Source organism: Nonomuraea sp. NPDC059023 (assembly GCF_042740095.1).
GTDB lineage: Bacteria > Actinomycetota > Actinomycetes > Streptosporangiales > Streptosporangiaceae > Nonomuraea.
In genome coordinates this window covers 273,715-294,967 of sequence record NZ_JBHYIO010000006.1, presented here as the reverse complement: position 1 = coordinate 294,967, position 21,253 = coordinate 273,715, and the positions used below count along the sequence as shown (strand labels likewise).

The window sequence follows — 21,253 nt, the reverse complement described above, 5'->3', positions numbered from 1 at the left end:
ATCCTCTGGAAGACCATAACCGCTCGGCATAACTGGGGGCGATGGGCCCCTCTGATGCCTATGGTGAGGGCGCTCTCTCGTCGCGACAGCAGGAGGCAACCATGAGTCAGGGTCTGCTCGGTGGCAACCCCGCGGAAATGCAGCAGATGGCGACCCAGTTCACGCAGCAGTCGGAGACGGTGCGGGCCACGATGGCGGCGCTGGACCGCGAGGCTGCCAAGGTGGGCACGGCCTGGACGGGTCCGGGCGCCGACCGCTTCAACGGTGCCTGGCAGACCTACCGGGCCTCCTTCCAGCGGATGGCCGAGGAACTCCAGGAAGCGGCCCGGGTGATCAACACTTACCGGGGCAACATCGAGTCCGCCACGCGCTGACCCGCCACGGCTCCGCGGTCCCGGGCCGCGGAGCCGTACCCCCGAGGCTTTCTCAAAGCCGGACGGGGTCCGTCAAAACCTGACCGGATAGGGTAAACGGCCATGATGGGTCGCGCCTTTCTGGTCAGCCTGGTCGCGCTGCAGTTCCTCGCCGCGCCCGCCGCGGCCCAGGCCGCGCGCGACGACTGTGACCCGGAGAAGGGCAACTTCCAGCCCGGCGTCTCGTGGGCGCAGCAGCGCATGGACGTGCGGCGGGTGTGGCCGCTCACGCGGGGCGACGGCGTCAAGGTGGCCGTCATCGACAGCGGCGTCGACCTGACCCACCCGCAGATCCCCGTGTCGGGAAAGGCGGACCTGACCGGCAAGGGCTACCGCGACTGCGTGGGCCACGGCACCGCCGTCGCCGGCATCATCGCCGCCCGCGACATGAAGGGCGTCGCCTTCCACGGCATGGCGCCGAACGTGAACCTGATGTCGTTCAAGCAGTCGCACGACGGCAAGGGCGAGCTCAGCCTGCTGGTGCGGGGCATCAAGGCCGCCGCCGACCTCGGCGCCGAGGTGATCAACATCTCGATCCAGGCCGAGCACCACCCCGCGCTGAAGGCCGCCGTCGACTACGCGCTGGCCAAGGACGCGGTGATCGTCGCCGCGGCGGGCAACATCAGGAAAGAGGACCGCACGGAGAGCGCCGCCTACCCCGCGGCGTACGAGGGCGTGCTCGCCGTCGGCGCCGCCGGCAGGCAGGGCGTGCGCTCCGACTTCTCCAACTCCAAGACGCCGGTGGCCGTGCTCGGCCCCGGCCAGGAGATCACCGCGACCTGGCCCGGCAAGTCCTACCAGGCCGATCTCAACGGCACGAGCTTCGCCGTGCCGTACGTGACGGGCGTGGTCGCGCTGGTGCGCGCGCGTTTCCCCCACCTCAACCAGGACCAGGTACGGCGCCGCGTCATCGCCACCGCGGAGGGCTCCACCGGCAAGGGCACCGGCGCCGGCATGGTCAACCCGATGCTGGCGGTGACGATGGTCCTGCCGTACGAGCCGGTCAACGCCCCGGTGGTGGCCCCGCCGCCGCCCGCGCCGATGGGCAGGGACGCGGTGGCCAAGGCGCCGCCGGTGGATCACGACGCGATCGCCAAGGCCGGGATCATCGCGGGGGTCGCCACGCTCCTGGTGATCCTGGTGATCACCGCCCGGGTCTTCATGCCCATGAGCCGGAGGCGGGCTCGCGGTCCGGTTTAGTGTCACTACGGCGTCTTGACAGTGAAATGTCGGATCGTAACCGAAACTACTGATGCATATGGGGCTTTTTTGGTTCAATGTGTCTCGATCATGACTACTCATGAAAGAGACGGCCAATGACGCCTTTGCGGCCGGAGGATCCCCCGCAGATCGGCGAGTACACCCTCATCGGTTTCCTGGGTGAGGGTCCTCGCGGGGCCATGTATCTGGGCCGGGCAGAGGACGACGCCCCCATCAGGGCGATCAAGCTGCTGCCGCCCGAGCCCGAGGTCACACCGGAGGCTCTCGCTCGATTCACCGTGGCCAGGCGGGTCTCGAGCTCCTATATCGCGCGCATGCTCGACTCCGGCTGGCATGAGGACCGGCCGTACCTGGTCCGTGAGCACGTCGAAGGCCGCAGCCTGGCCGAGACCGTGGCCGAGGACGGCCCGCTGGCCGAGGACGCGCTCGAACGGCTCGCGCTCGGCATGCTCACCGCCCTGTCGGCCGTGCACCTGGCGGGCATCGCGCACCGCAGCCTGACCCCGCACAACGTCATCATGGGCGCCGACGGCCCGAGGGTCACCGACGTGGGTCTCGGCGACCCCGTCGGCGAGGTCGGCTACCAGGCGCCCGAGCAGATCAACGGCCTGCAGTACGGTCCGTACGCGGACGTCTTCGCCTGGGGCGCGGTCGTGGCCTTCGCCGGCAGCGGCGAGCCGCCGTTCGGCCAGGACGGGCAGGCCGTGCTCAACGCCGAGCCGCACCTGCCCTTCGACGCCCAGCCGCTGCATCGTGTCGTGCGGGCCGCGCTGGCCAAGGGCGTGCACCAGCGCCCGACCACGTACACCGCGCTGCTGCAGTTGCTCGGCGACACCGGTCCGGCCAGCGGGATGATCCCGCCGCCGGCCGTCCGCCCGGACGCCGAGACCATGGTCCAGCAGGAGCAGCCCGTTCAGGGGGTGCCGGTGCAGCCGGGGCCGATGGCTCCGCCGGCGCCGCCGCCGCAGCAGCAGCAGGGGCCCTCGTGGGGGCCGCCGCAGATCCCGAACCAGCAGCAGCCGCCGATCAGGATGGAGCCGCTGGCCGGGGCCGCCGTGGGCGCCGAGCGCCCGCGCAAGCGCTTCCCGCTCGCCCTCGTGGCCGGACTCGGCGTCATCGCGCTGCTGTCCGGCGTCGGGCTGTGGGGCGCCGGCCGGTACGCGGAGATCCAGCCGGTCGCGCAGTCGGCGGCCAGCGGCAACAACGTGGTGAAGATCCCGTCGGTCGCCGGCGAGTCGGGCACCGGGACCGGGGGCGTGCCCTCGGCCGGTGTTCCCGCGGACGGCCAGGGGCAGCCCGAGCAGCCGCAGCCCACCGTCACGGTCCCGTGGGCGGTCACCTCTCCGCCGCTCGACGACGACGGCGTGGGCCCGCTGGTGCTGCCGACCGAGTGGCCGTCGGCCAGTGGTACGCCGTCGGTGCCCGAGCTCACCTCGCCGCCGACGCCGACCAGCGCGCCCTCGGTGCCCGCCGTTACCACGCAACCCACGGCGCAGCAGCCCACGGCGCAGCCGACGACGGAGAAGCCGCGCAAGGGCTCGGGCAAGCCGTCGCCGACGGCCACGGTGACCAAGACCGTGGAGCCGACCGACAAGCCCACCCCGACGCCCACGCAGAAGCCGACCGAGGAGCCCAAGCCGACTCCGACGCCGACCACCGAGGAGCCGAAGCCCACCCCGACGCCGAAGCCCACGCAGAAGCCGACGGAAGAGCCCAAGCCGACGCCGACGCAGAAGCCCACTCCGACGCAGAAGCCCGAGCCGGAGAAGCCCAAGCCGACGCCCACGCAGAAGCCCGACCCGCCGAAGCCCGAGCCGGAGAAGCCGAACCCGCACACGCCGACCGCGGCCTGTGGCGGCGGATTCTCCGTCCAGCGCAGCCAGTCGTTCGCCGGCGGCGTCACCTACCAGCTGTACAACAACAGCACGGGTGAGAACTGCGTGGTCACGATGAAGACCGTCAACGTCGGCAAGGCCAGTCCGGTCAGCGCCACCCTGGAGGTTCAGGGCGGCGGGTCGAAGACCGACAGCGGCAACTTCGAGTACTACGCGGGTCCGGTGAAGCTGCCGGCCAAGGGCAAGTGCGTGCGGTTCTCCGGGAGCGCGGGCTCCGGGAGCACCAGCGCGGGCTGGGCCAACTGCGGATAGCGGACATGTAAGCGCCCCCCGGGAGGAACCGGGGGGCGCTTTCCTTTAGTAGCCGCTGTATCCGGCGCCGGTCTTCATGCCGACCACGCCGGGCACGTTCGAGACCGATCCGTACCTGTCGACCGCGTAGCGGACCCCGGCGATGATGTTGTCCACCGGGTGGTAGATGTTCCTGTGGTCCGGCAGCGCGTAGGAGTTGAACGTCGGGTCGATCGTCTGCATCAGTCCCTTGGAGGGGTGGCCGGCGGCGGCGTTGGAGTCCCACAGGTTGATGGCGTGCGGGTTGCCGCCCGACTCGTGCTGGATGATCATCCAGATGTCGTTGGGGTTCATCTTCCCGATCGGCACGCCGTTGGCCTCAAGGATCTTCATGGCCTGCTCGATCCACTCCTTGACCTTGCCGGTCGGCGCCGGGCCGCCGCCCGCGGGGGGCGGTGGGCCGCTGGGGCCGTAGCCGCCGACGTTCCGTCCGCCGCCGCCGCCGTCGGGGCCGCCCGCGCCGCCGCCGTTCTTGCCGTAGCCCTCGGTGGGCTCCCAGACGATCGTGCGGCCCTTGGCGGGCGTGAACTCCTCCTTGGCGACCTCGGGGATGGCGGCGAAGGTGAGCGGCCGGCCGTCCAGGAAGCCGCGGATCGCCTTCTTCGCGGCGCTCACGTCCTTCTCCGCCTTGTCGACGTGGACCTTGGCGTCGATCTCCGCCTGGTCGATCAGCGGCTTCGTGCCCGCGTCGCAGCCCGCCTCGGTGGCGTCCTTGTTGTTGGCGAAGTAGGTCGTGTGGTGGTTCGTCATGTCGGTGATCAACTTGGTGGCGATGCCGTCCACGCCCGACTTGGCGGAGCGCAGCGAGGACGCCGCCGTGTCGAGGGACGACGCGGCGTTCGACAGCAGCAGGTAGAGGCCCTCGCCGGCCTTGCCGTACTTGCGCATGTACTCCACGAACGCGTCGGCGGAGCGGCCGTACCAGGCCTCGTCCACCACGTTGACGGCGCGGCCCAGCGAGCCCACGTAGTCGTCGGTCTCGTCCGAGATGCCCCGCCACGACTTGGCGATGGCGTCGAGTGCCGCGGGGTCGCCGGTGACCTTGCGCTGGAGCGCGGCGATCCTCTCCGGTACGGCCGGCGTCGCGCTCATGACGTCGCCTTGTGCGCGTCCTTGATGTTCTGCTCCACCGTGCTGAGCCCGATCTCCACGTCGTGGAGCTTCCTCTTGGCCTGGTCACCCTCGTTGATCAGCGTCGACCAGACCTCGTCCACGATCTTGACCAGGGCGGCGGAGTCGGTCAGGTGCCCGGCCGCCTCCGCCGGGGTCGCCTTGCGCCGGATCTCGACCTTGCCCTCCTTGTCGTAGGTGGGCTCCTTGCCGTCGTTGTTCTCCAGCCGGACGTCACCGTACTGGTTCTTGGCCTTGTAGATGGCAGTACGGCACTGGTCGAGTGCCTTGTAGTGGATCTCGAGGTTCGCCATTTCCTACTCTTCGGTCTCCGGTGGGCTGAGGAAGGCGGTCTGGATGAGGCGCGTGCCGAACTTCCTGTCGACGAGGGTGCCGCGTCCGGGAGGCAGCGGCTGCGCCCGCACGTTGTTGAACAGGTAGCCCTCGTCCTTGCTGCCCGACATGATGAGCGCGGGGCTGGCCATGTCCTTCATCCGCTGGATGACGGGGTCGAACATCGCCCGGCCCGCGCCGCCCATCTGCCGCGAGATGATCATGTGCAGGCCGATGTCGCGGGCCTGCGGAAGCAGGTCCACCAGCCCCAGCAGCGGGTTGGACGAGGTGGCCACCAGGTCGTAGTCGTCGACGAAGATGTACAGGTCGGAGCCCGCCCACCAACTGCGCGAGCGGAGCTGGTCGGGGGTCAGGTCGGCCGGGGGCAGGCGGCTGAGCAGCGCGCCCTTGGCGTCGTTGATGATCTCGGTGGCGGCCGCGCTGGAGGCGGCGTAGCCGATGCGGTGGTCGCCGACGGCCGCGTCGAGCAGCGCCCGGCGGTAGTCGATCATGATCATCATGGCCTGGGCGGTCGTCTGCCTGGCGACCAGGCTCTCGGCCACGAGCCGCAGCAGGTTCGACTTCCCGCTCTCGTTGTCGCCCAGCACGATGAAGTGCGGGTCGTTGTCGAAGTCCAGCAGCGCGGGCTGGAGCGTCGCCTCGTCGATGCCGATCGGGATCTGGTGCGGCGCCGCCTGGTCGGGGCCCGGCAGCGTCGCGACGGGCAGGACGGCGGGCAGCAGGCGTACCACCGGGGCCTGCGGGCCCTTCCAGGCGTCGCGTACGGCCTGCACGAGACCGCGGACCCCGTTGGCGAGGTCGTCGGGGTTCTGCACGCCGTCGATGCGCGGCAGCGCCGACAGGAAGTGGAACCCGTCCTTGGTGAGGCCGCGGCCCGGGACGCCCTCGGGCACCGCCAGCGCCTTCTTCCTGTTGACCTCGGACTCGTAGGAGTCGCCGAGCCTGAGCTCGATCCTGGTGCCGAACAGGTCGCGGATGCTGGGGCGGAACTCCGACCACTTGTTGGTCGAGGCGATGACGTGGATGCCGTAACCGAGCCCGCGCGCGGCCAGGTCGGTGATGGTCGGCTCCAGGCCCTCGAAGTCCTGGCGCAGCGTGAGCCAGCCGTCCACGAGCAGGAAGACGTCGCCCCAGCCGTCGCCCTCGATCGTGCCCTCCGCCCGCATCCGGCGGTAGGCGGTGATCGACTCGATGCCCTGTTCGGCGAAGCCGCGCTCGCGCTGCTCCAGGATGGTGGAGATCTCGGCGACCGTGCGGCGTACGCGGTCGCCGTCCAGGCGGGTGGCGACGCCGCCCACGTGCGGCAGGCCCTCCAGGGAGGCCAGTGAGCCGCCGCCGAAGTCCAGGCAGTAGAACTGCACCTCGCGGGGCGTGTGCGTGAGCGCCATGCCCGCCACCAGCGTGCGCAGGGTCGTGCTCTTGCCGCTCTGGGTGCCGCCGGCCAGGCCGACGTGGCCGCCGCCGCCGGAGAGGTCCAGCCAGAGCGGGTCCCGGCGCTGCTCGAAGGGTTTGTCGATGATGCCGACGACGGCGTGCAGCTTGCCCCTGCCCGGCCAGTCGGCGGTGGACAGGCCGAACTCGGGGGTGACCGTCAGCGGCGGCAGCAGGTGCGCCAGCGTGGCCGGCTCCGCGAGCGGCGGCAGCCAGATGCGGTGCGCCACCGGGCCGTGCTCCGACAGGCGGTCGACGACGACGTCCAGGAGGCTGTTCTGGCCGCCGCCGGCGGGTTCCTCCTGCTGGTCCTCCTCGTCCGGTTCCGGCGCGGGGGGCTCGTCCTCCTCCGGGAGGGGGACGAAGGCGGTGCCGTACTCGAAGATCTGGTGGGAGGGCGCGCGGCCGTCGGGGGTGACGGCGCCGGAGGGGTCGGCGACGTAGGCGCCGGAGACGTAGGCGGCCTTGAAGCGGGTCATGCCGGTCGTGTCGAACTTCAGGTAGCCGTTGCCGGGCGCGGACGGCAGCTCGTACGCGTCGGCCACGCCCAGGACCACCCGGCTCTCCATCGCCGAGAAGGTTCGCAGGCCGATCCGGTAGGACAGGTGGGTGTCCAGGCCGCGCAGCCGTCCCTCTTCCAGGCGCTGCGAGGCCAGCAGCAGGTGCACGCCGAGCGAGCGGCCCAGGCGGCCGATCATGACGAACAGGTCGATGAACTCCGGCTTGGCCGACAGCAGCTCGCTGAACTCGTCCAGCACCACGAACAGCGTGGGCATCGGCCGCAGGTCGGCGCCCTGCTCGCGGGCGCGCTCGTAGTCGCGTAGCGAGGCGTAGTTGCCCGCCGAGCGCAGCAGCTCCTGGCGGCGCACCATCTCGCCGTGCAGCGCGTCGTGCATACGGTCGACCAGCGGCAGCTCGTCCTCAAGGTTGGTGATGACCGCGGAGACGTGCTTGAGGGTCTCCAGGCCGAGGAAGGTCGCGCCGCCCTTGAAGTCGACGAGGACGAAGTTGAGGATCTCCGAGGAGTGTGTGATGGCGAGGCCGAGCACCAGCGTGCGCAGCAGCTCCGACTTGCCGGAGCCGGTCGCGCCGATGACCAGGCCGTGCGGGCCCATGCCGCCCTGCGCGGACTCCTTGATGTCCAGCTCGACCACACGGCCGTCGGCGCCGAGCCCGATCGGCACCCGCAGCCGGTTGCGGCCAGCGCGCGGCTGCCAGGTCACGGCGGGGTGCAGCCTGCTGGGGTCGCCGACGCCGAGCAGGTCGGTCAGCGAGGTGTTGACGCCCAGGATGTCCTGGGCCTCGCCGCCGCCGGACACGGCCGAGGCGCGCAGCGGCGCGAGCTGGCGGGCCAGGCCCTCGGCCCGCAGGAAGTCGAGCGCGTCGGGGTCGCCGAGCCGCGTGGTGGAACGCTTGCCCGCGTGGTCGATCTTCACCATGTGGAACCCGTCCGCCTGCACGTCCAGCCGGAGCATGCTGCGCTCCTCGACCACGCCCGTGGACTCCGACAGGTCGATCACGGTGACGCCCTGGATGGCGTCGGTGCCGAGCTGGGAGTCGTGCGGCACGGTCCCGCCGTCCACGATCACGACGTGGTACGGCAGCGCGTCCGCTGGACTCCCGGCCCGGAACCTGGCCCGCTCCTTGAGCTCGTCGCCCACCATCTGGTCGAGTTCGCCCATGTTGTCGGTGATCAGCCTGACCTGGCCGGCCCCGTCGCGCGCCTCCGGGTGGAGGGCGTGGGGCATCCACTTCACCCACTCCCAGTGCGGCATCCACTCCTGACCGGCGCAGACCATGATCCGCATGTCGTCGGGGGAGTGGAAGACGGCAAGCTGCGCGATGATCGCCCTGACCAGCTCGCGGACGGCCACCGGGTCGCCGCTGAGGTGGATGCGGGCGAAGGAGTTGAGCGCGACGGCCACCGGCAGTTGCGAGACCGTGGAGTGGGCCCGGACGAACCTGCGCAGCGCGCCGGCCGACAGCGCGTCGAGGTCCTCGACGGGCTTGGAGTCCGGCGGGACGAGCTGCACGGCCAGCTTCTGGACGCCGGTGCCGAGCCGTACCGTGCCGAAGTCGTCGTCGCGCGGGCGACGTTCCCACAGGCGCGGGCCCATGGCCACCCACCACAGCGAGTCGGGCGAGGGGCCGCTCCATTCGAGCGCCTCGCGCTGCTGGACGGCGGCCTTGCGGACCTTGCGGCGGATCTGGGCCAGGTAGCGGAAGTAGTCGCGGCGCAGGCCGTTGAGGCGATTCTTGCGCTCGCCGGCGTTGCGGCCCATCTGGCCGATGGACATGCCGAGCATCGAGACGGCGAACAGGCCGCTGGCGACGTACATGAGCGGGCTGGAGTTGCCGCCCGCGGTGAACATCAGGCCCATCGCCGCGCCCCCGGCGAGCATCGGCACCCAGGTGAGCATGCCCATCAGCCCTGCGGGCTGCACCTCGGGGATCTCGGGGGGCGATTCCAGCAGAATCTCCCCTCGGGGAGGTTGCGGGCTGGGCCGGCGTTCCGGGCGCCGGACTACAACGATGCTCACTGGTGGTGAAACCTCCTGTCGCAGATCACCTTCATACCAGATGCAATGTCCCGATATGTTCGGCCTGTCCCTTGGAGGAGGAACGGTCGTGACTTCGCTCGCTCATCAGCCGATACAGCATCCGATGCAACAGCCGATGCAGCCCATCCAGCAGGGCGCGTTGCCGCAGGCCCCGGCCCCGCTGACGCCCCTTTGCCATGTGACCGTCGTCGCCCCGCGCCGCAGGGCCGACCTCGCGCTTCCCGCGGACATCCCGCTGCCGCACGTGATGCCGGGCCTGTTGCGCGCGCTGGGGGAGGCGGGCGGAGAGGCGGCCTCCGACCCCGGCTGGGTGCTGCAGCGCCTCGGCGGCGCGCCGCTCGACCTCGGGCAGTCGCTGGGCGCTTTGGGGGTGCTCGACGGGGAGATCCTCTATCTGCGTCCCCGGGAGGCGGCCATGCCCGCCGCCCTCTTCGACGACGTGGCCGACGTGGTGGCCACCGGCGTGAAGGAAGGCTCCGGACGCTGGGAGCAGCGCCACACCAAGGCCATGGGCGTCGGGGTGGCCGCCGGGCTGCTCGCGCTCGGGGCGCCCGCGCTCATGCTGGCCGGCGGGTCGGCGGTGAGCCTCGCGGTCGTGTCGGGGATGCTCGCGCTGGTGTTGCTGATCGTCGGCACGGTGCTGTCGCGGGCCGTGGGCAACTCCTTCGCCGGCGCGCTGATCGGCTACACGGCCCTGCCGTACGCCTTCCTCGGGGGTCTGTTCGCGCTGAGCTCGGGGGTGGTCGGCGCCCCGCAACTGCTCGCCGCGCTCGCCTGCACCGCACTGGTGGCCACGCTCGGCGCCGCGCTCACCTCCGACGGCGTCGCGGGATTCCTGGGTACGGCCATCGCCACGGTCGTGGGCGCGATCGGCGCGGCCATCGTCATGATCTTCGATGTCCCGGCGGCCGGCGTGGCCGCGATCACCGTCACGCTGCTGATCGCCTTCAGCCCGATGGTTCCCGGGCTGTCGTTCAAGATGGCCAGGGTGCCGCTGCCCGAACTGCCGACCAACGCCGAGGAACTGCGCGCCGACAACCAGCGGCTCGACAGCGCGGCCGTGCTGGAGCGGACCGGACAGGCCCGCCGCTACTCCACCGGAATGATCATCGGCCTCGCGCTGACCGGGGCCGGGTCGCTCGTGCTCCTGGTCATGGAGTCCACGTGGATGGCCGTGGCGATGGCCGCGGTGCTCTGCCTGGCCCTGATCATGCGCTCGCGGGTCTACCACGGGCTCGGCCAGCGTGTCTGGTTGCTGGTCACCGGTGTGGCCGGCCTGGTCGCGCTGGGCGTCGGGATGAGCGCGGGCATGGGGACGGTCGCGGCGGCCGGGCTGGCGCTGGGACTGCTCTGGGCCGCGCTGCTGGCGCTCGGGCTGGGGCTCTGGCTGCCCGCCGGGCGGCCCTCGCCGTTCTGGGGCCGGGCCGGGGACATCGTGGACGTCATCCTGATCGTCGCGCTCTTCCCGCTCGCTCTGGGCGTGCTGGACGTGTACTCGTGGATCCGGGGGCTGTCCGGCTGACCCGCGCCTACTCGTCCCGGTCTCTGGTGCGCATGCGCTGGAGGCGGTCGACGCGGTCGTCGCTCTCCCGGGCGAAGCCGTCCTGGAGGTCCTCGAACTGCCGCATGACGGCGGCCGGGTCGGCGTTCTCACCGGGCGGCAGCAGGGCGCGGGTGGCGCGGTCCAGGTCGTCCTGGGCGGCGGTGACGGCCTCGACCACCTGCTCGGCCAGCTCGGCGGAGTCGAGCCGCATCGCGCGGGCCTCGATCTTGAGTTTGCTGATCCGGCCGTTGGGGCCGACCGCGGCGTTGATCATGCCGCTACGGCTCTCGCCTACTCCCGAGGCCTCCTTCAGCCCTTCCATGGCGTCGAGCAGTTCGCGCATGCCGCGTTCGCTGGCCCGGACCAGGTCGTCGAGGTCGTGTTCGCTGTACTCCATGAGGGGAAGGCCACCGGCGGCGGGTTAACCGGTGGCGAGCGCCGGCTGACGGCTCGCTGAACCGATCATGAAAAACGGCGCTATCGGCAGGGATGGCGCTGAATGTCGGCAAGAATCCGGATTTGTGGCAATAAATCAGCCTGGCACCACAGCGAACACAGGGACCAACGGCATCGCCGCCGCGCCGAAGCAGGAGATCTACGTGACCTCCACGGCCATCACCCACCTGCGCGGCCGGGTCGACAACGAGCTCGCGGTCGCGGTCGACTTCGTGCGCGGCCTGGTCGGCACCACCCAGGTGGACGGGCTCGGCTTCGGGGTGTTCGGCGGGCTGATCATGGGCGGGGCCTACGAGGAGCTGCGCACCTGGGCCGACACGACGCTCGGCGAGGCCGGGGGCGCCGTGGACGGCTGGTCGGCCGGGCTGGAGCAGGCCAGGCGCAACTGGCGCACCGCCGAGGAGGCCAGCAAGGTCAGGTACCGCTGATGAGCTACCCGCCGCCGCCCAGCTATCCTCCGCCCACGCCGATCCCGAGCTATACGCCGTCCACCGCGGTGCCGTTCCATGCGGGCAATCCCTACGCCACGCCCACGTTCGGCCCGCCCGGCACCGGGCCGGTGGTGCCCGCCTCACCGCCACCGGCGGCGGAGCCGTTCGGCGCGAAGGTGCACAAGTACCTGAAGAAGGTCGGCAAGATCGGGCTCGGCCTGTCGCCCGCGATCATCATCTCGGGCGGCATGATCGCCAACGAGCCCGGCATGGCGCAGGCCGCCAGCAACTGGAAGAACGGCGTCGCCGCCCGGCTGGACGACGGCATCAAGCAGCTCCTCCCGCAGCTCATCAGCACCTCCAAGGACGGCTGGATCGCCCGCGACCGCGAGGAGTTCGAGCGGGTGCTGTGGATCTTCCACCGGGAGATCGGCGCGCTGCGCTCCACGCTGGGCGACGTCGGCGGCATGATCGACGAGGTGGCGGCCAGCTACCGGAACTTCTGGCTGCGGATGGCGAACCTGGCCGTCGCCGCGGTGGGCCTGCTGATCTTCGCCAAGCGGCTGCAGGCGCTGCCCAACACGATGGTGGCCGGGATGCTGCTGGAGAAGTTCGTGACGCTGGGCGTCAACGCGACGACGGCGATCCTGACGATGACGTTGTCGTCCACGCTGAAGGCGGCGGGCGAGGTGATGACGACGGTGCTGAAGAAGCGCCACCAGTTCGGCTACGTGACGCCGGGCGGCGACGCGGCGATCGACTTCAAGAGCATCACCTTCGACAGCGGCAAGTACCCGTCGTTCAAGGCGCCGCCCAAGCCGGGCGCGCTGCCGGACGGGCACGAGAAGTTCGACTGGATCGAGCCCAAGCAGGCCCCGGCGCCGGCGGGCAAGCCGTGAACCTCCGGGCCCGCGTGAAGTAGGCTTCTCCGAAAATTTCATCCTTTTGGAGGGGCTTCGTGAAAGAAGGGGAGTTCCGGGCCGAGGACCTGGACAAGGTCATGCGGTCGGCCGAGCGCCAGTTCGCCAAGGTGGGGGAGCTCCAGCAGACCTTGTCCGAGCTCGTCGGACGCGCGGAGGACGAGGACGGGCTGGTCTTCGTCGAGTACACCAGCGCGGGCCTGAGCGAACTCACGCTCCATCCCAAGGCCATGCGGCTGAGCTCGGGCGAGCTCGCCGACCGCATCAAGCTGCTGATCTCCGAGGCCATCGCCCACCTTCAGAGCCAGATCGCGGAGGCCATGGACAAGGCCTTCGGCGACCAGAACCCGATGCGGCACGCCAACGACCCCGACGGCATGCTCGCCGACGTCCGGATGGCGGAATCCGCCTACAACCGCGTGGTCGAGGATGCCATGGGCGAACTCGACCGGATCCGCGATCGTATGGACATGTGAGGGGTCAGCCGATGCGGTCCGGGCTGAGGTGATGGGGAACGGCCCAGACGTCGCCCTCCGGGTCGTAGATGTCCCGGTCGCGCTCCGAGCCGCCGCTCTCCGCGCCTCCTGCCGCCGGCATGAAGGGCATGAACGGTGAGCTGGTTCCGGGCGTACCTCCGCGAAGGACCGCGGGCGTCGCGCCCGGACCACCCGTCGAGCCGGTGCCGTAGCCCGTGCCGGGCGGCGGCTGACCGTTGGTGATCACCCCCGTCGGGGTGAGCGGGTTGCCGGTGGTCGTCGGGGTGATCGGCGTCGTGGTCGGCGTGGGCGTCTGCGTCTGTGTCGTCGGCGGGTTGTTCTGGAAGTCGGACAGCTCGGTCTTCGGCTCGCCGCCGATCACCGGGGGCACGCTCTCCTGTTCCTGGCCGGGCTTCTGGTCCGCGGGCTTGTCGTCGCCCGGTGCCTTGTCACCAGGGTTCTGGTCGCCCGGGTTCTGCTCGCCCGGATTCTCGTCTCCGGGCTTGTCGTCTCCAGGCTTGTTGTCTCCGCCGGGCTTGTCGTCTCCGGGCTTGTCGTCGCCCGGATTCTGGTCCCCTGGCTTGTTGTCACCGGGTGTCTGGTCGCCGGGCTTCTGGACGCCGTCGTTCCCCGTGTCTCCGGTGCCACCGGTGCCGCCGGTTCCTCCGGTGCCTTGGCTTTCGCCCTGCCACGTCCCGTCCTTGCCGGTGGGCACGTTGGAGCCGCCACCCGGGTCGATCTTGGCCGACTTCTTGGTGGCCACCTCGATCGGCGTGATGGCCGGGAAGTCGAAGGCCAGTCCGTCGGCGAACTGCCCGTTGTAGGTGATGATCTCGCCGTTGAGCGCCTTGAGATGCGCCCGCGCGGCCTCGTCGGGCGTCTTGGGAGTGTTCGTCTCCGGATCGCCCGTCGTGCCGCCGACCTCACCGGTCTTCTCCGGCGTCGCGTTCGAGGGCATGGTGGAGCGGTACTGGCGCAGCGTGTGCGCGTAGGCGGACAGGGGCGCCGCCGTGTGCATCATGGCGTCCCCGATCGCGCCCGCGGTGGCGTGCAGCGCGCGCAGGGTGTTCTGCGCCGTCGTCGCGCCGTCGTCGCGCCACACCTTCGCCAGTTCCGTGGCGGCGCGGGTCAGGGCGCCCTTGAGGCCCGCCTCCGCCGCGTTGGGGTTGCCGTCGGGCGGCCCGACCAGCTCCATCGCGGTCAGGAACGCCTGGCCGGCGGCGGCGACCTTGTCCGGGTCGGTGGCCTGGAGGAGCCGGTCGATCTCGTCCCTGGTCAGCTTGGTTTCTTCGAAGTCGCCCAGGTAGTCGTAGATCCGGATGGGCTCCCAGCCCTTGTTCTCAGCCATTGCCGATCCTAAGCACTGCTGTCCTGGTGGCCTTTTTCATAGTTGCGCACAGCCTTCTCGATGCCTTCGACCAGCTTCTCGACATGGTCGATGAGCATCAGATACTTGCCGTTGAGCACCTCGTGCGCCTGCGTGGCGTTCTGGCCGAAGTAGTTGGCGACATCCCACTTGCCGGTCTGCTCCGGGCCGATGTAGCCCGCGGTCTTGAGGTCCGCGGGGGTGCCGCTTCCACCCGCGCTGAGCTCGCCCGCCTTGCCCTTCAGGGCGCCCAGATCCTCCCTGAGCACCTTGAGGATCTGCTTGACGCGCGTGTGGTCGATGTGCGGGCCGTCGTGGTCCCCGTACCCGTCCAGCCCTGGCCAGTTGGGAGTGAGTTCGAGCGAGGGGGGCGCCTGGCCCCAGTCGTCCGGGGGCCTCATGCCTTGCCCTTCGACTTGCCGTTGATCAGCGGGTTGGTGGTCTTCTGGTCGCTGGTGAACACGTCGTCGTCCTCCAGCAGCCAGGTGCTGCGCTCCCGCTCTTCCTCTTCGCTCTTGTTGCCCGCGCTGGTCATGGGCATCATCGGCGTCATCGAGCCCGCGCCGCCGTAGGCGCGCACGGCGCCCATCGCGCCGTTGGCGTTGCCGTTGCTCATGCCGCCTGACGGGCCGCCGGCGCCCACTCCGTTGTTGCCGTACGTGGTGGCGGGGTTGCCGCTGTTGAACGTGGACAGCTCGGGGTTGTACCCGGCCAGGGTCGTTTCCGGGCCGCCCTTGCCATTGGGGGCGCTGAGCGCGTTCGGGTCGAAGCCGGGCGTGCCGGGCAGGTTCCCGTTGGGGGCGCCGCCGTTGAGGTTCCCGTCGCCGTTCATGCCGTCGCCGTTCATACCGTTGCCGTCGAGGCCGGAGCCGTCCATGCCGGTGCCGTTGAGGTTGGCGCCGCTCGGCAGCTTGCTCGACGGGTCGAACGCGTCGAACCCGGGGATCTGGCCGGGCTTGCCGGCGTTCAGGTCTCCGTTGAGGCTCGGGTCGAAGCCCTTGAGCGCGTCAGGGTCGAAGGCGACGTTCGTCCCGGTCGGCAGTCCGCCCGCGTTGGGCATCGACCCTTTGTACGGGGACAGGGCCGGGTCCTTGAAGGTGAAGTTCCAGTCGGGCGTGTTGGTTCTGAGCGTGTCGGGGAACAGATCGTTGTTGATCTTGGTCAGCTCGCTCAGCTTCTGGATGTGCTCCTTGGCGAGCTTGCGCTCCTTCTCCTCCTTGGACTCGCCGAACAGGTTGGCGAAGGGGGTGTCGGAGAACAACGAGGTGATGCCGCCGATGATCGAGCCGGAGATGGCGCCGATCACGGCTCCGGGGACGGTGCCCACGCCGCCGACGAAGAAGCCGACCCCCGCGCCCACCACGGTTCCGGCCGTGCCGCCCTCGTAGGCGGCCTCCAGGAAGGAGATGTCACTGCCCGGATCCTTGGGAACGCTCTTGCCGCCCATCGCGGCCAGCAGGGTCGCCTGCGAGACCAGCGCGGGAGCCACCCCGAACGCCTTTCCGCCGGACTCGTACGCGATCGCCTTGGAGACGTTCTCCGCCGATCCCTTGAGCCTGCGCAACTGGTCCTTGACCATCGTGGCGTCGTCGCCCGCCGGCCAGGATGTCTCCAGCGCGGCGAGGTGCTTGTCCAGGACGGCGACCAGGTTGTCCAGCCGCTTCTTCGCCGACGAGAGCTCGGCGGCCGCCAGCTTCACCAGTTCGGGTTTGTTGTTCTTCAGCGTTTCGCGAAGCATGTCGAGCGTCGCGCCGTCGAACTCCGTGCTGGTGATCTGGTACTTGATGGTGCCTTCTTGTTCGGGCACGGACCCCCCTTCCTCAGACCTCCGCCTGGCCGGGTTTGCCCGCCCCGCCGGTCTCGAAGGCGTCGAGGTTCTTCAGGACCTGCGTGAACAGGTCGATCGCGTTGCCCACCTGCGCATTGATCATGTTGTAGGAGTTCGAGACCGTCGTGACCGCGTTCATCGTGCTCGTCTGGAACCCGGTGGCGGCAGGCCAGAAACCCGAGAGCGCATCCCCACGCCCCACCTGGAACGCCTCACCCTCCGGGCGCAGGACCGGCTTCATCCCGGGGGCCGGGGTTCCCTGCTTGAGCGTGGGATCGAGCATCCCGAGCGCTTCCTCTAGGTCGGTCCGCAGTGCCTTGATCGCTTTGCGGCTTACGTCTACGCCGCCAGAGTCTCCCACGATCCCCCCTGGACCGGTTTAGCGGCCGTCGAAGATCTGCGAGTTGACCTTCTCGACCTGCCGCATGTTCATGCCGGTGATGTTGATGTTCTTGGCCAGCAGGTCCACGAACTGCGCCAGGTCCCTGGCCTCGGTCTGCCAGGTCACCTTGACGCTCTCGTAGACGACCTTGGCCTCGCCCTGCCAGATCGCGGTCTTCTTGTCGAGCTCGGTCTGCAGGGTCTCCAGCGTGGTGACCAGGCTCTTGAAGGCGGTGCCGAACTCGGTCTCGCCCTCGGAGAGGCCGCCGTAGTTGATCTTTGTGACGTCGTAGATGTCGTCGGACACGTGGTCTCCAGTCTTGGGAGGTCAGAACGGGTTCAGCGGGTGACCGGCGCCTGGTTGATCAGGTTGGCGATGCTGTTCAGCGCCTCGGTCCGCTCGCGGTTGAACTCGGCGTAGTTCTTGCCGCTTCCCTGGATGCTGGCGGCCAGGCGGCGCAGGCTGCCCAGGATGACGTCCATGCGCTCGTGCCACTTGACGTGCACGGCGTTGAAGGCGGCATGCGACTCGCCGACCCAGTTGGTCTTGAGGGACGCACCGGCCATGTCGAGATTCAGCTGAATCTTCCGGATGTCCTCGGCCGCCTTCTCGATCAGGTGCATGGCGGCGGTCAGGTCGGCTTGGCTTACTTGAGTCTGCGGCTCGGCTCCCACGTTTCTCCTTCAGCTGGTTCACTGGTGCGCCTTGACGTGACCTGCTGACATACCACGTCAGACAATGTCGGCGCTTTGGTCACATTAGTCACCATACGTCGCACCTTGCCGGGAAGATCAGGTTAACTCTCCATAACAATTATGCGTCGATGTGGAGTTGTGCCTGCTCAGTGGGTTTTAGGCCCACAAAGTGTGCTCTCGGCGACATGTCCAGAAGTTTCCTGTACGGCACGCGTGGGATCGGCGTAACGTATGGGATGGATGTGATCAGCTTTTTGGGGGCGTAGTGGCGGAAACAGGGAGCTCCAGCGCGTCCGACCCGTTCGCCGGCTTGACCATGCCCGGAGCGACGGTCGTCGACCCAGCGACCAAGGATCGCGGGTTCGAGATGAACACCAAACTGGTCAGAGACCTCGGCACCAACATCGGGAACCGCAGTGGCGACCTGACGAGCCTGAGCGAGAAGACCAGAGTCATCGACATGCCGAGCGGCACCTTCGGGTTCATCGGCGGCGGTTTCAACGTGGCCCATCGCAACACCGTCGACAGCGCCGCCAAGGCCCTCTCCGACGGCAAGGAAGTCCTGGACTCCTGGAAGAAGGCGCTGGGCGACGTCGCGCAGCATGTCGACGACGCCCACGAGAAGAGCAAGCCCCCGCCCAACGCGGGGCCTCAGGGCGGGCCCGGACCCCAGATGCCGACGGGCGCCGGCTTCGACCCGTCGAGCCTGAAGACGGGCCCCGGCGGACCGGGCGACGGGCTCAAGATGCCCGGTCCCGACGACATGAAGGGTCCCGGCGACCTCGGCAAGAAGCCGACCGACCTGGACGACCTGAACCTGAAGAACCCCAAGGACTCCGACAAGATCGACAAGATCGACGACAAGATCGACACGCCGAAGCAGCCGGACTACGGCAACCTGGGCAACCGGCCGGGCCCCGACACCCCGAGCCCCAACATGCCCAACCCGAACCTGCCGACGACCAACACGCCGAACCTCGACACCGGCGATCTGGACAAGAGGCTGCAGGACGCCAAGACGGACCTGGCGGGCGTGGATCCGAAGGTGCCCGGCCTGAACGACCTGACCAACCGGACGCCCACCCTGCCGGACGGCCGGCTCACCGGCATGCCCACCAGCACCGGCACCGGCGGCTTCTCCGGCGCCGACAACGGGCTGGGCAGGGGTGGCGCGGGCGGCGGCCTCGGCGGGGCCGGCGGCATGGGCAGCATCGCCAAGGCGCTTAACGGCGGCGGCATGCCCATGATGCCGATGGCGCCCATGGGCGGCGCGGGCGCCGGCGGCGACGGAAACCAGGACCGCGAACGCTCCACGTACCTCGCCGAGGATGAGGGCGTCTGGGGCGGCGACGAGGACATCGCACCGCCCGTACTCGGCAAGGAGTGACCGACCGGCATGGCTTACGAGGACGACTTCGAGCGTTTCCGCAACGCTTTCGCCGAGGTGACCGCGGCCACCGTGGTGCTGCCGGAGGCCGCGCCGATCGCGGCGATACTCGGCCTGATCATCTCCGATCCCGCCGCGATGAAGAAGGCCTCGCAGGACTGGCTCAGCGTGGCCACCACCTCCATCGACGACCAGTGCCCGTCGTCGTCCTCCATCAAGCTCCTGCGTGAGTCGGTGCGGACGATGGCGGTGAACGCGGGCAAGGACAAGATCTGGACCGGCGAGGCCTATCAGGCGTTCATGGGAAAGGTCGATCTTCTCGACAAGTCGCTCGACGAGATCGACCGGTGCGGCCAGGGGGCCGGGCGCACGCTTGACACCTCCGCCTCGGTCACCCACTTCCTGTCCTGGCTGGTCGGCGCGTACGCCCTCGTCATCGCCATGATCGCGGCCTACGTGCTGGCGTCCACGGTGTACCCGCCCATGCACGCCCAGGCCCGTGTCGCCGCTTCCAGGGCCATCTTCGGCCTATGGAAGGGCCTGAAGGAAGTGTTCGGCTCCCACACCAAGTTCATCTGGAAGGCCTCGGCCGTCGTGGCCATCGCCGGGGCCGCCTTCGGCCAGTTCACCCGGATGCTGCCCATGATGTCCGCGCTGAACCAGAGCGCGCCGAACCTGATCGAGGCCAAGGCCGTCTGGAATCCGGCCGAGCTGACGATCGGCGACGACCCGATGCCCAAGATGAAGGAGCCCGACACCAGCATCTTGCCCGAGATTGGCATCTAGGGGTCGAGGGGCACCCTGAGCAGGGTGCCGGGCTTCGGGGTGGTGCCGGAGCCCAGGGTGTCCTTGTTGGCCTCGTAGATCTCCGGCCAGCGGGCGGCGTCGCCGTACACCTTCGCGGCTATGTCGGCGAGCGAGCCGCCCTCGAACGGCACGAAACCCACCTTCCGCACCTCGCCGGGCTCCGGTGCCTCGAAGCGTGGAACGTTCCCGACGTAGGCCGGTGTGCTGAGCGGCATGATGACGCGGAAACCCGCCGTGAGCGGGTTCTTGAGCACGGCCAGCGCCGGGTTGAGGGCGATCATGCCATTACGCGAGGAGACGAAGGCGCCGAACGCCGCCGCGGAGACGCCGATGTCCCCGCCGGACTTCACCAGGCTGGCCGCCCACGTCGAGCCGGACGCGCCCTGCAGCAGCCCCGCGCCGAACTCCCATCCTTTACGGCCGGCCATCGCCCTGCCGCCCGAGAGGATCACCTTGCCCAGCGACCCGAACGTTGCCGCCGCCGTCGCGATGCGCGAAGCCTGCGTGAACGTCATCGGGCTCAGGTTGAAGACGCTGTTGCCCGACAGGCCCTGCGCGGCCATCTGGGTGCCGATGATCGCCTTGAAGCCGATCTTGTAGACGTTCTTGTAGCCGGCCAGCGTGGTGGCGAACCGGCTCGTGAACGCCGCGTCGAACGCGCCCAGCGGCCCGGTCCCACTCAGCCGGGGGAGGCGTCGCAGGGCGAGGCCCAGGGCTCTGGCCGTGAGCTGGAACCATTTCAGCAGGCCCACCGCCTGGCCGGCCGCGCGGATCGCCCTGCCGTACGCGAGTGCCGCGGAGACGCCCGCCGAGACGAACGAGAGCGCGTAACCGATCGCGATGGCCTCAAGGATGGTGCGGAGCAGCTCGTACAGGGCCTTTTTCGTCTGGTGTGACGCCTGTGCCGAAGCCTCCAGAATCCTGGCGACCTCCTCGTTGGTCCTGATGATCTCCGCGATGACCTTCGGGTCGGAGACCTTGCCCCAGCGTTCCCGGAACGCGGTGGCCGCCTGGCCCCTCCAGTCGGCGATCGCGGCGTGGACCGGGTCTTCGGCCAGTAGCGCGAGGTCGCGCGAGAGTTGCCGGTGCACCTGTGCCGCCTCCTGCAGGCGGCGTTCGTCTGCGTCGCTGCCCATGTTCCTGGCCGCGTAGGCCAGGTTGGTGACCAGATCGACGAGGGGTGCGGGGTCGAAGGTGTTCACCGTTGGCTGCTCGCGGTCTGGGCCGTTTTGTAGTTGCGGGCGGCCGCGGCCAGGGCTTGGGCGGCGTCTTCCATGGCCGTGGTCAGGTTGGCCAGATAGTGGACGAGTTCCGTGTGGCGCTCGGCGTAGGCCTCGTGGAGGTCGCCGGTGCCAGGGACCATGCCGAAGTTCGAGAAGGTCAGGTGGGCTTCGTGCCGGTAGGCGTTGCGGATGAGGCGGATGGCCGCTGCTTCGTCGGTGTAGCCGTGGGTGCCGTCGCGTAGGCCGGAGGCGGTGTAGGTCAGCTCGTCCCGCTCGATTTCTGACACCGGTGATCCCCCTTTTGTCACGACCGGAAGTGATCCTAATGTGCGGGCCTTTTTCCGGTCTAGTGCCTTGACTAGGGGTCAGGGTGGGTTTGGTGTGCTTTGGGGGGTGTCTGCTTGGCGGCCGTCAGGAGTTTTGCCGGTTGCCTGGGGCGCGGTCGGCATGGTCCGGTGTTCTG

At 69.5% G+C, this 21,253-nt stretch carries 21 protein-coding genes; 9 read left to right on the top strand and 12 right to left on the bottom strand.

Annotated elements, in window-relative coordinates; genetic code table 11:
- Positions 1 to 101 precede the first annotated feature (101 nt).
- The 3 genes from ACFWYW_RS13380 to ACFWYW_RS13370 all read left to right on the top strand — a co-directional run bounded on the left by ACFWYW_RS13380 (position 102) and on the right by ACFWYW_RS13370 (position 3,781).
- A complete protein-coding gene (locus tag ACFWYW_RS13380; RefSeq protein WP_184957858.1) occupies positions 102 to 374 on the top strand; it encodes a WXG100 family type VII secretion target in 273 nt (90 codons plus the stop codon).
- A 102-nt stretch (positions 375 to 476) separates the two neighbouring features.
- A complete protein-coding gene (locus ACFWYW_RS13375) occupies positions 477 to 1,613 on the top strand; it encodes a S8 family serine peptidase (RefSeq protein WP_379610001.1) in 1,137 nt (378 codons plus the stop codon).
- 116 nt (positions 1,614 to 1,729) lie between these two features.
- Complete coding sequence (locus ACFWYW_RS13370) at positions 1,730 to 3,781, top strand: serine/threonine protein kinase (RefSeq protein WP_379610000.1); 2,052 nt, start codon at positions 1,730 to 1,732, stop codon at positions 3,779 to 3,781.
- A gap of 45 nt (positions 3,782 to 3,826) precedes the next feature.
- Here ACFWYW_RS13370 and ACFWYW_RS13365 read toward each other — a convergent pair whose 3' ends face one another.
- From ACFWYW_RS13365 to eccCa, 3 genes are read right to left on the bottom strand one after another with little or no spacing between them, the layout of a single operon-like run.
- Positions 3,827 to 4,912, bottom strand: coding sequence for a transglycosylase SLT domain-containing protein (locus tag ACFWYW_RS13365; protein ID WP_379609999.1), 1,086 nt, complete (start codon positions 4,910 to 4,912; stop codon positions 3,827 to 3,829).
- Positions 4,909 to 5,244: a hypothetical protein gene (locus ACFWYW_RS13360; RefSeq protein ID WP_379609998.1), complete on the bottom strand. Its 336-nt coding sequence runs from the start codon at positions 5,242 to 5,244 to the stop codon at positions 4,909 to 4,911. Before ACFWYW_RS13360 ends, ACFWYW_RS13365 begins: the two co-directional genes overlap by 4 nt.
- Positions 5,245 to 5,247: 3 nt before the next feature.
- On the bottom strand, positions 5,248 to 9,255 hold the full coding sequence (eccCa, locus tag ACFWYW_RS13355; RefSeq protein WP_379609997.1) for a type VII secretion protein EccCa: 4,008 nt from the start codon (positions 9,253 to 9,255) through the stop codon (positions 5,248 to 5,250).
- A 124-nt stretch (positions 9,256 to 9,379) separates the two neighbouring features.
- Here eccCa and eccD point away from each other — a divergent pair, with 124 nt between their 5' ends.
- Positions 9,380 to 10,798: a type VII secretion integral membrane protein EccD gene (gene eccD, locus ACFWYW_RS13350; RefSeq protein ID WP_379609996.1), complete on the top strand. Its 1,419-nt coding sequence runs from the start codon at positions 9,380 to 9,382 to the stop codon at positions 10,796 to 10,798.
- Between the two features lie 7 nt (positions 10,799 to 10,805).
- Here the strand turns inward: eccD and ACFWYW_RS13345 are convergent, their stop codons facing one another.
- Entirely contained in the window at positions 10,806 to 11,216 is a 411-nt protein-coding gene (locus ACFWYW_RS13345; RefSeq protein ID WP_379609995.1) for a YbaB/EbfC family nucleoid-associated protein, read from the bottom strand.
- Between the two features lie 202 nt (positions 11,217 to 11,418).
- Between ACFWYW_RS13345 and ACFWYW_RS13340 the strand changes: the two genes are divergently transcribed.
- The 3 genes from ACFWYW_RS13340 to ACFWYW_RS13330 are packed head-to-tail and all read left to right on the top strand — an operon-like array spanning position 11,419 to position 13,102.
- The gene (locus ACFWYW_RS13340) at positions 11,419 to 11,703 is read left to right on the top strand and encodes a hypothetical protein (protein WP_379609994.1); all 285 of its coding nucleotides are present in this window, start codon (positions 11,419 to 11,421) and stop codon (positions 11,701 to 11,703) included.
- Positions 11,703 to 12,605, top strand: a complete 903-nt coding sequence (locus ACFWYW_RS13335) for a hypothetical protein (RefSeq protein ID WP_379609993.1) — start codon at positions 11,703 to 11,705, stop codon at positions 12,603 to 12,605. The genes ACFWYW_RS13340 and ACFWYW_RS13335 overlap by 1 nt, the downstream gene beginning before the upstream one ends.
- A gap of 59 nt (positions 12,606 to 12,664) precedes the next feature.
- On the top strand, positions 12,665 to 13,102 hold the full coding sequence (locus ACFWYW_RS13330; protein WP_379609992.1) for a YbaB/EbfC family nucleoid-associated protein: 438 nt from the start codon (positions 12,665 to 12,667) through the stop codon (positions 13,100 to 13,102).
- A 4-nt stretch (positions 13,103 to 13,106) separates the two neighbouring features.
- Here ACFWYW_RS13330 and ACFWYW_RS13325 read toward each other — a convergent pair whose 3' ends face one another.
- The 6 genes from ACFWYW_RS13325 to ACFWYW_RS13300 all read right to left on the bottom strand — a co-directional run bounded on the left by ACFWYW_RS13325 (position 13,107) and on the right by ACFWYW_RS13300 (position 17,352).
- Entirely contained in the window at positions 13,107 to 14,450 is a 1,344-nt protein-coding gene (locus ACFWYW_RS13325) for a hypothetical protein (protein ID WP_379609991.1), read from the bottom strand.
- Between the two features lie 8 nt (positions 14,451 to 14,458).
- Positions 14,459 to 14,869: a hypothetical protein gene (locus tag ACFWYW_RS13320; protein WP_379609990.1), complete on the bottom strand. Its 411-nt coding sequence runs from the start codon at positions 14,867 to 14,869 to the stop codon at positions 14,459 to 14,461.
- On the bottom strand, positions 14,866 to 16,275 hold the full coding sequence (locus tag ACFWYW_RS13315) for a WXG100 family type VII secretion target (RefSeq protein WP_379609989.1): 1,410 nt from the start codon (positions 16,273 to 16,275) through the stop codon (positions 14,866 to 14,868). Before ACFWYW_RS13315 ends, ACFWYW_RS13320 begins: the two co-directional genes overlap by 4 nt.
- A 13-nt stretch (positions 16,276 to 16,288) precedes the next feature.
- Positions 16,289 to 16,579 (bottom strand): hypothetical protein, encoded by a 291-nt coding sequence (locus tag ACFWYW_RS13310; protein WP_379609988.1) that lies wholly within the window; start codon positions 16,577 to 16,579, stop codon positions 16,289 to 16,291.
- A gap of 96 nt (positions 16,580 to 16,675) precedes the next feature.
- Positions 16,676 to 16,984 (bottom strand): WXG100 family type VII secretion target, encoded by a 309-nt coding sequence (locus ACFWYW_RS13305; protein ID WP_379609987.1) that lies wholly within the window; start codon positions 16,982 to 16,984, stop codon positions 16,676 to 16,678.
- 32 nt (positions 16,985 to 17,016) lie between these two features.
- Positions 17,017 to 17,352, bottom strand: coding sequence for a WXG100 family type VII secretion target (locus ACFWYW_RS13300; RefSeq protein WP_379609986.1), 336 nt, complete (start codon positions 17,350 to 17,352; stop codon positions 17,017 to 17,019).
- A 388-nt stretch (positions 17,353 to 17,740) separates the two neighbouring features.
- Here ACFWYW_RS13300 and ACFWYW_RS13295 point away from each other — a divergent pair, with 388 nt between their 5' ends.
- A complete protein-coding gene (locus ACFWYW_RS13295; RefSeq protein ID WP_379609985.1) occupies positions 17,741 to 18,760 on the top strand; it encodes a hypothetical protein in 1,020 nt (339 codons plus the stop codon).
- Positions 18,761 to 18,769: 9 nt separating this feature from the next.
- Positions 18,770 to 19,546: a hypothetical protein gene (locus ACFWYW_RS13290; RefSeq protein ID WP_379609984.1), complete on the top strand. Its 777-nt coding sequence runs from the start codon at positions 18,770 to 18,772 to the stop codon at positions 19,544 to 19,546.
- Here the strand turns inward: ACFWYW_RS13290 and ACFWYW_RS13285 are convergent.
- On the bottom strand, positions 19,543 to 20,769 hold the full coding sequence (locus tag ACFWYW_RS13285) for a LysM peptidoglycan-binding domain-containing protein (RefSeq protein WP_379609983.1): 1,227 nt from the start codon (positions 20,767 to 20,769) through the stop codon (positions 19,543 to 19,545). The two genes, ACFWYW_RS13290 and ACFWYW_RS13285, sit on opposite strands and share 4 nt — an antisense overlap.
- On the bottom strand, positions 20,766 to 21,077 hold the full coding sequence (locus ACFWYW_RS13280) for a hypothetical protein (protein ID WP_379609982.1): 312 nt from the start codon (positions 21,075 to 21,077) through the stop codon (positions 20,766 to 20,768). Before ACFWYW_RS13280 ends, ACFWYW_RS13285 begins: the two co-directional genes overlap by 4 nt.
- Between the last annotated feature and the right edge of the window lie 176 nt (positions 21,078 to 21,253).

Bases quoted from the DNA above. Each gene is read 5' to 3' on its own strand.
- ACFWYW_RS13360 (WP_379609998.1), bottom strand. From the start codon at position 5,244: ATGGCGAACCTCGAGATCCACTACAAGGCACTCGACCAGTGCCGTACT.
- ACFWYW_RS13380 (WP_184957858.1), top strand. From the start codon at position 102: ATGAGTCAGGGTCTGCTCGGTGGCAACCCCGCGGAAATGCAGCAGATG.
- ACFWYW_RS13365 (WP_379609999.1), bottom strand. From the start codon at position 4,912: ATGAGCGCGACGCCGGCCGTACCGGAGAGGATCGCCGCGCTCCAGCGC.
- ACFWYW_RS13310 (WP_379609988.1), bottom strand. From the start codon at position 16,579: ATGCTCGATCCCACGCTCAAGCAGGGAACCCCGGCCCCCGGGATGAAG.
- eccD (WP_379609996.1), top strand. From the start codon at position 9,380: ATGCAACAGCCGATGCAGCCCATCCAGCAGGGCGCGTTGCCGCAGGCC.
- ACFWYW_RS13325 (WP_379609991.1), bottom strand. From the start codon at position 14,450: ATGGCTGAGAACAAGGGCTGGGAGCCCATCCGGATCTACGACTACCTG.
- ACFWYW_RS13295 (WP_379609985.1), top strand. From the start codon at position 17,741: ATGAACACCAAACTGGTCAGAGACCTCGGCACCAACATCGGGAACCGC.
- ACFWYW_RS13345 (WP_379609995.1), bottom strand. From the start codon at position 11,216: ATGGAGTACAGCGAACACGACCTCGACGACCTGGTCCGGGCCAGCGAA.
- ACFWYW_RS13290 (WP_379609984.1), top strand. From the start codon at position 18,770: ATGGCTTACGAGGACGACTTCGAGCGTTTCCGCAACGCTTTCGCCGAG.
- ACFWYW_RS13335 (WP_379609993.1), top strand. From the start codon at position 11,703: ATGAGCTACCCGCCGCCGCCCAGCTATCCTCCGCCCACGCCGATCCCG.
- ACFWYW_RS13375 (WP_379610001.1), top strand. From the start codon at position 477: ATGATGGGTCGCGCCTTTCTGGTCAGCCTGGTCGCGCTGCAGTTCCTC.
- ACFWYW_RS13320 (WP_379609990.1), bottom strand. From the start codon at position 14,869: ATGAGGCCCCCGGACGACTGGGGCCAGGCGCCCCCCTCGCTCGAACTC.
- ACFWYW_RS13370 (WP_379610000.1), top strand. From the start codon at position 1,730: ATGACGCCTTTGCGGCCGGAGGATCCCCCGCAGATCGGCGAGTACACC.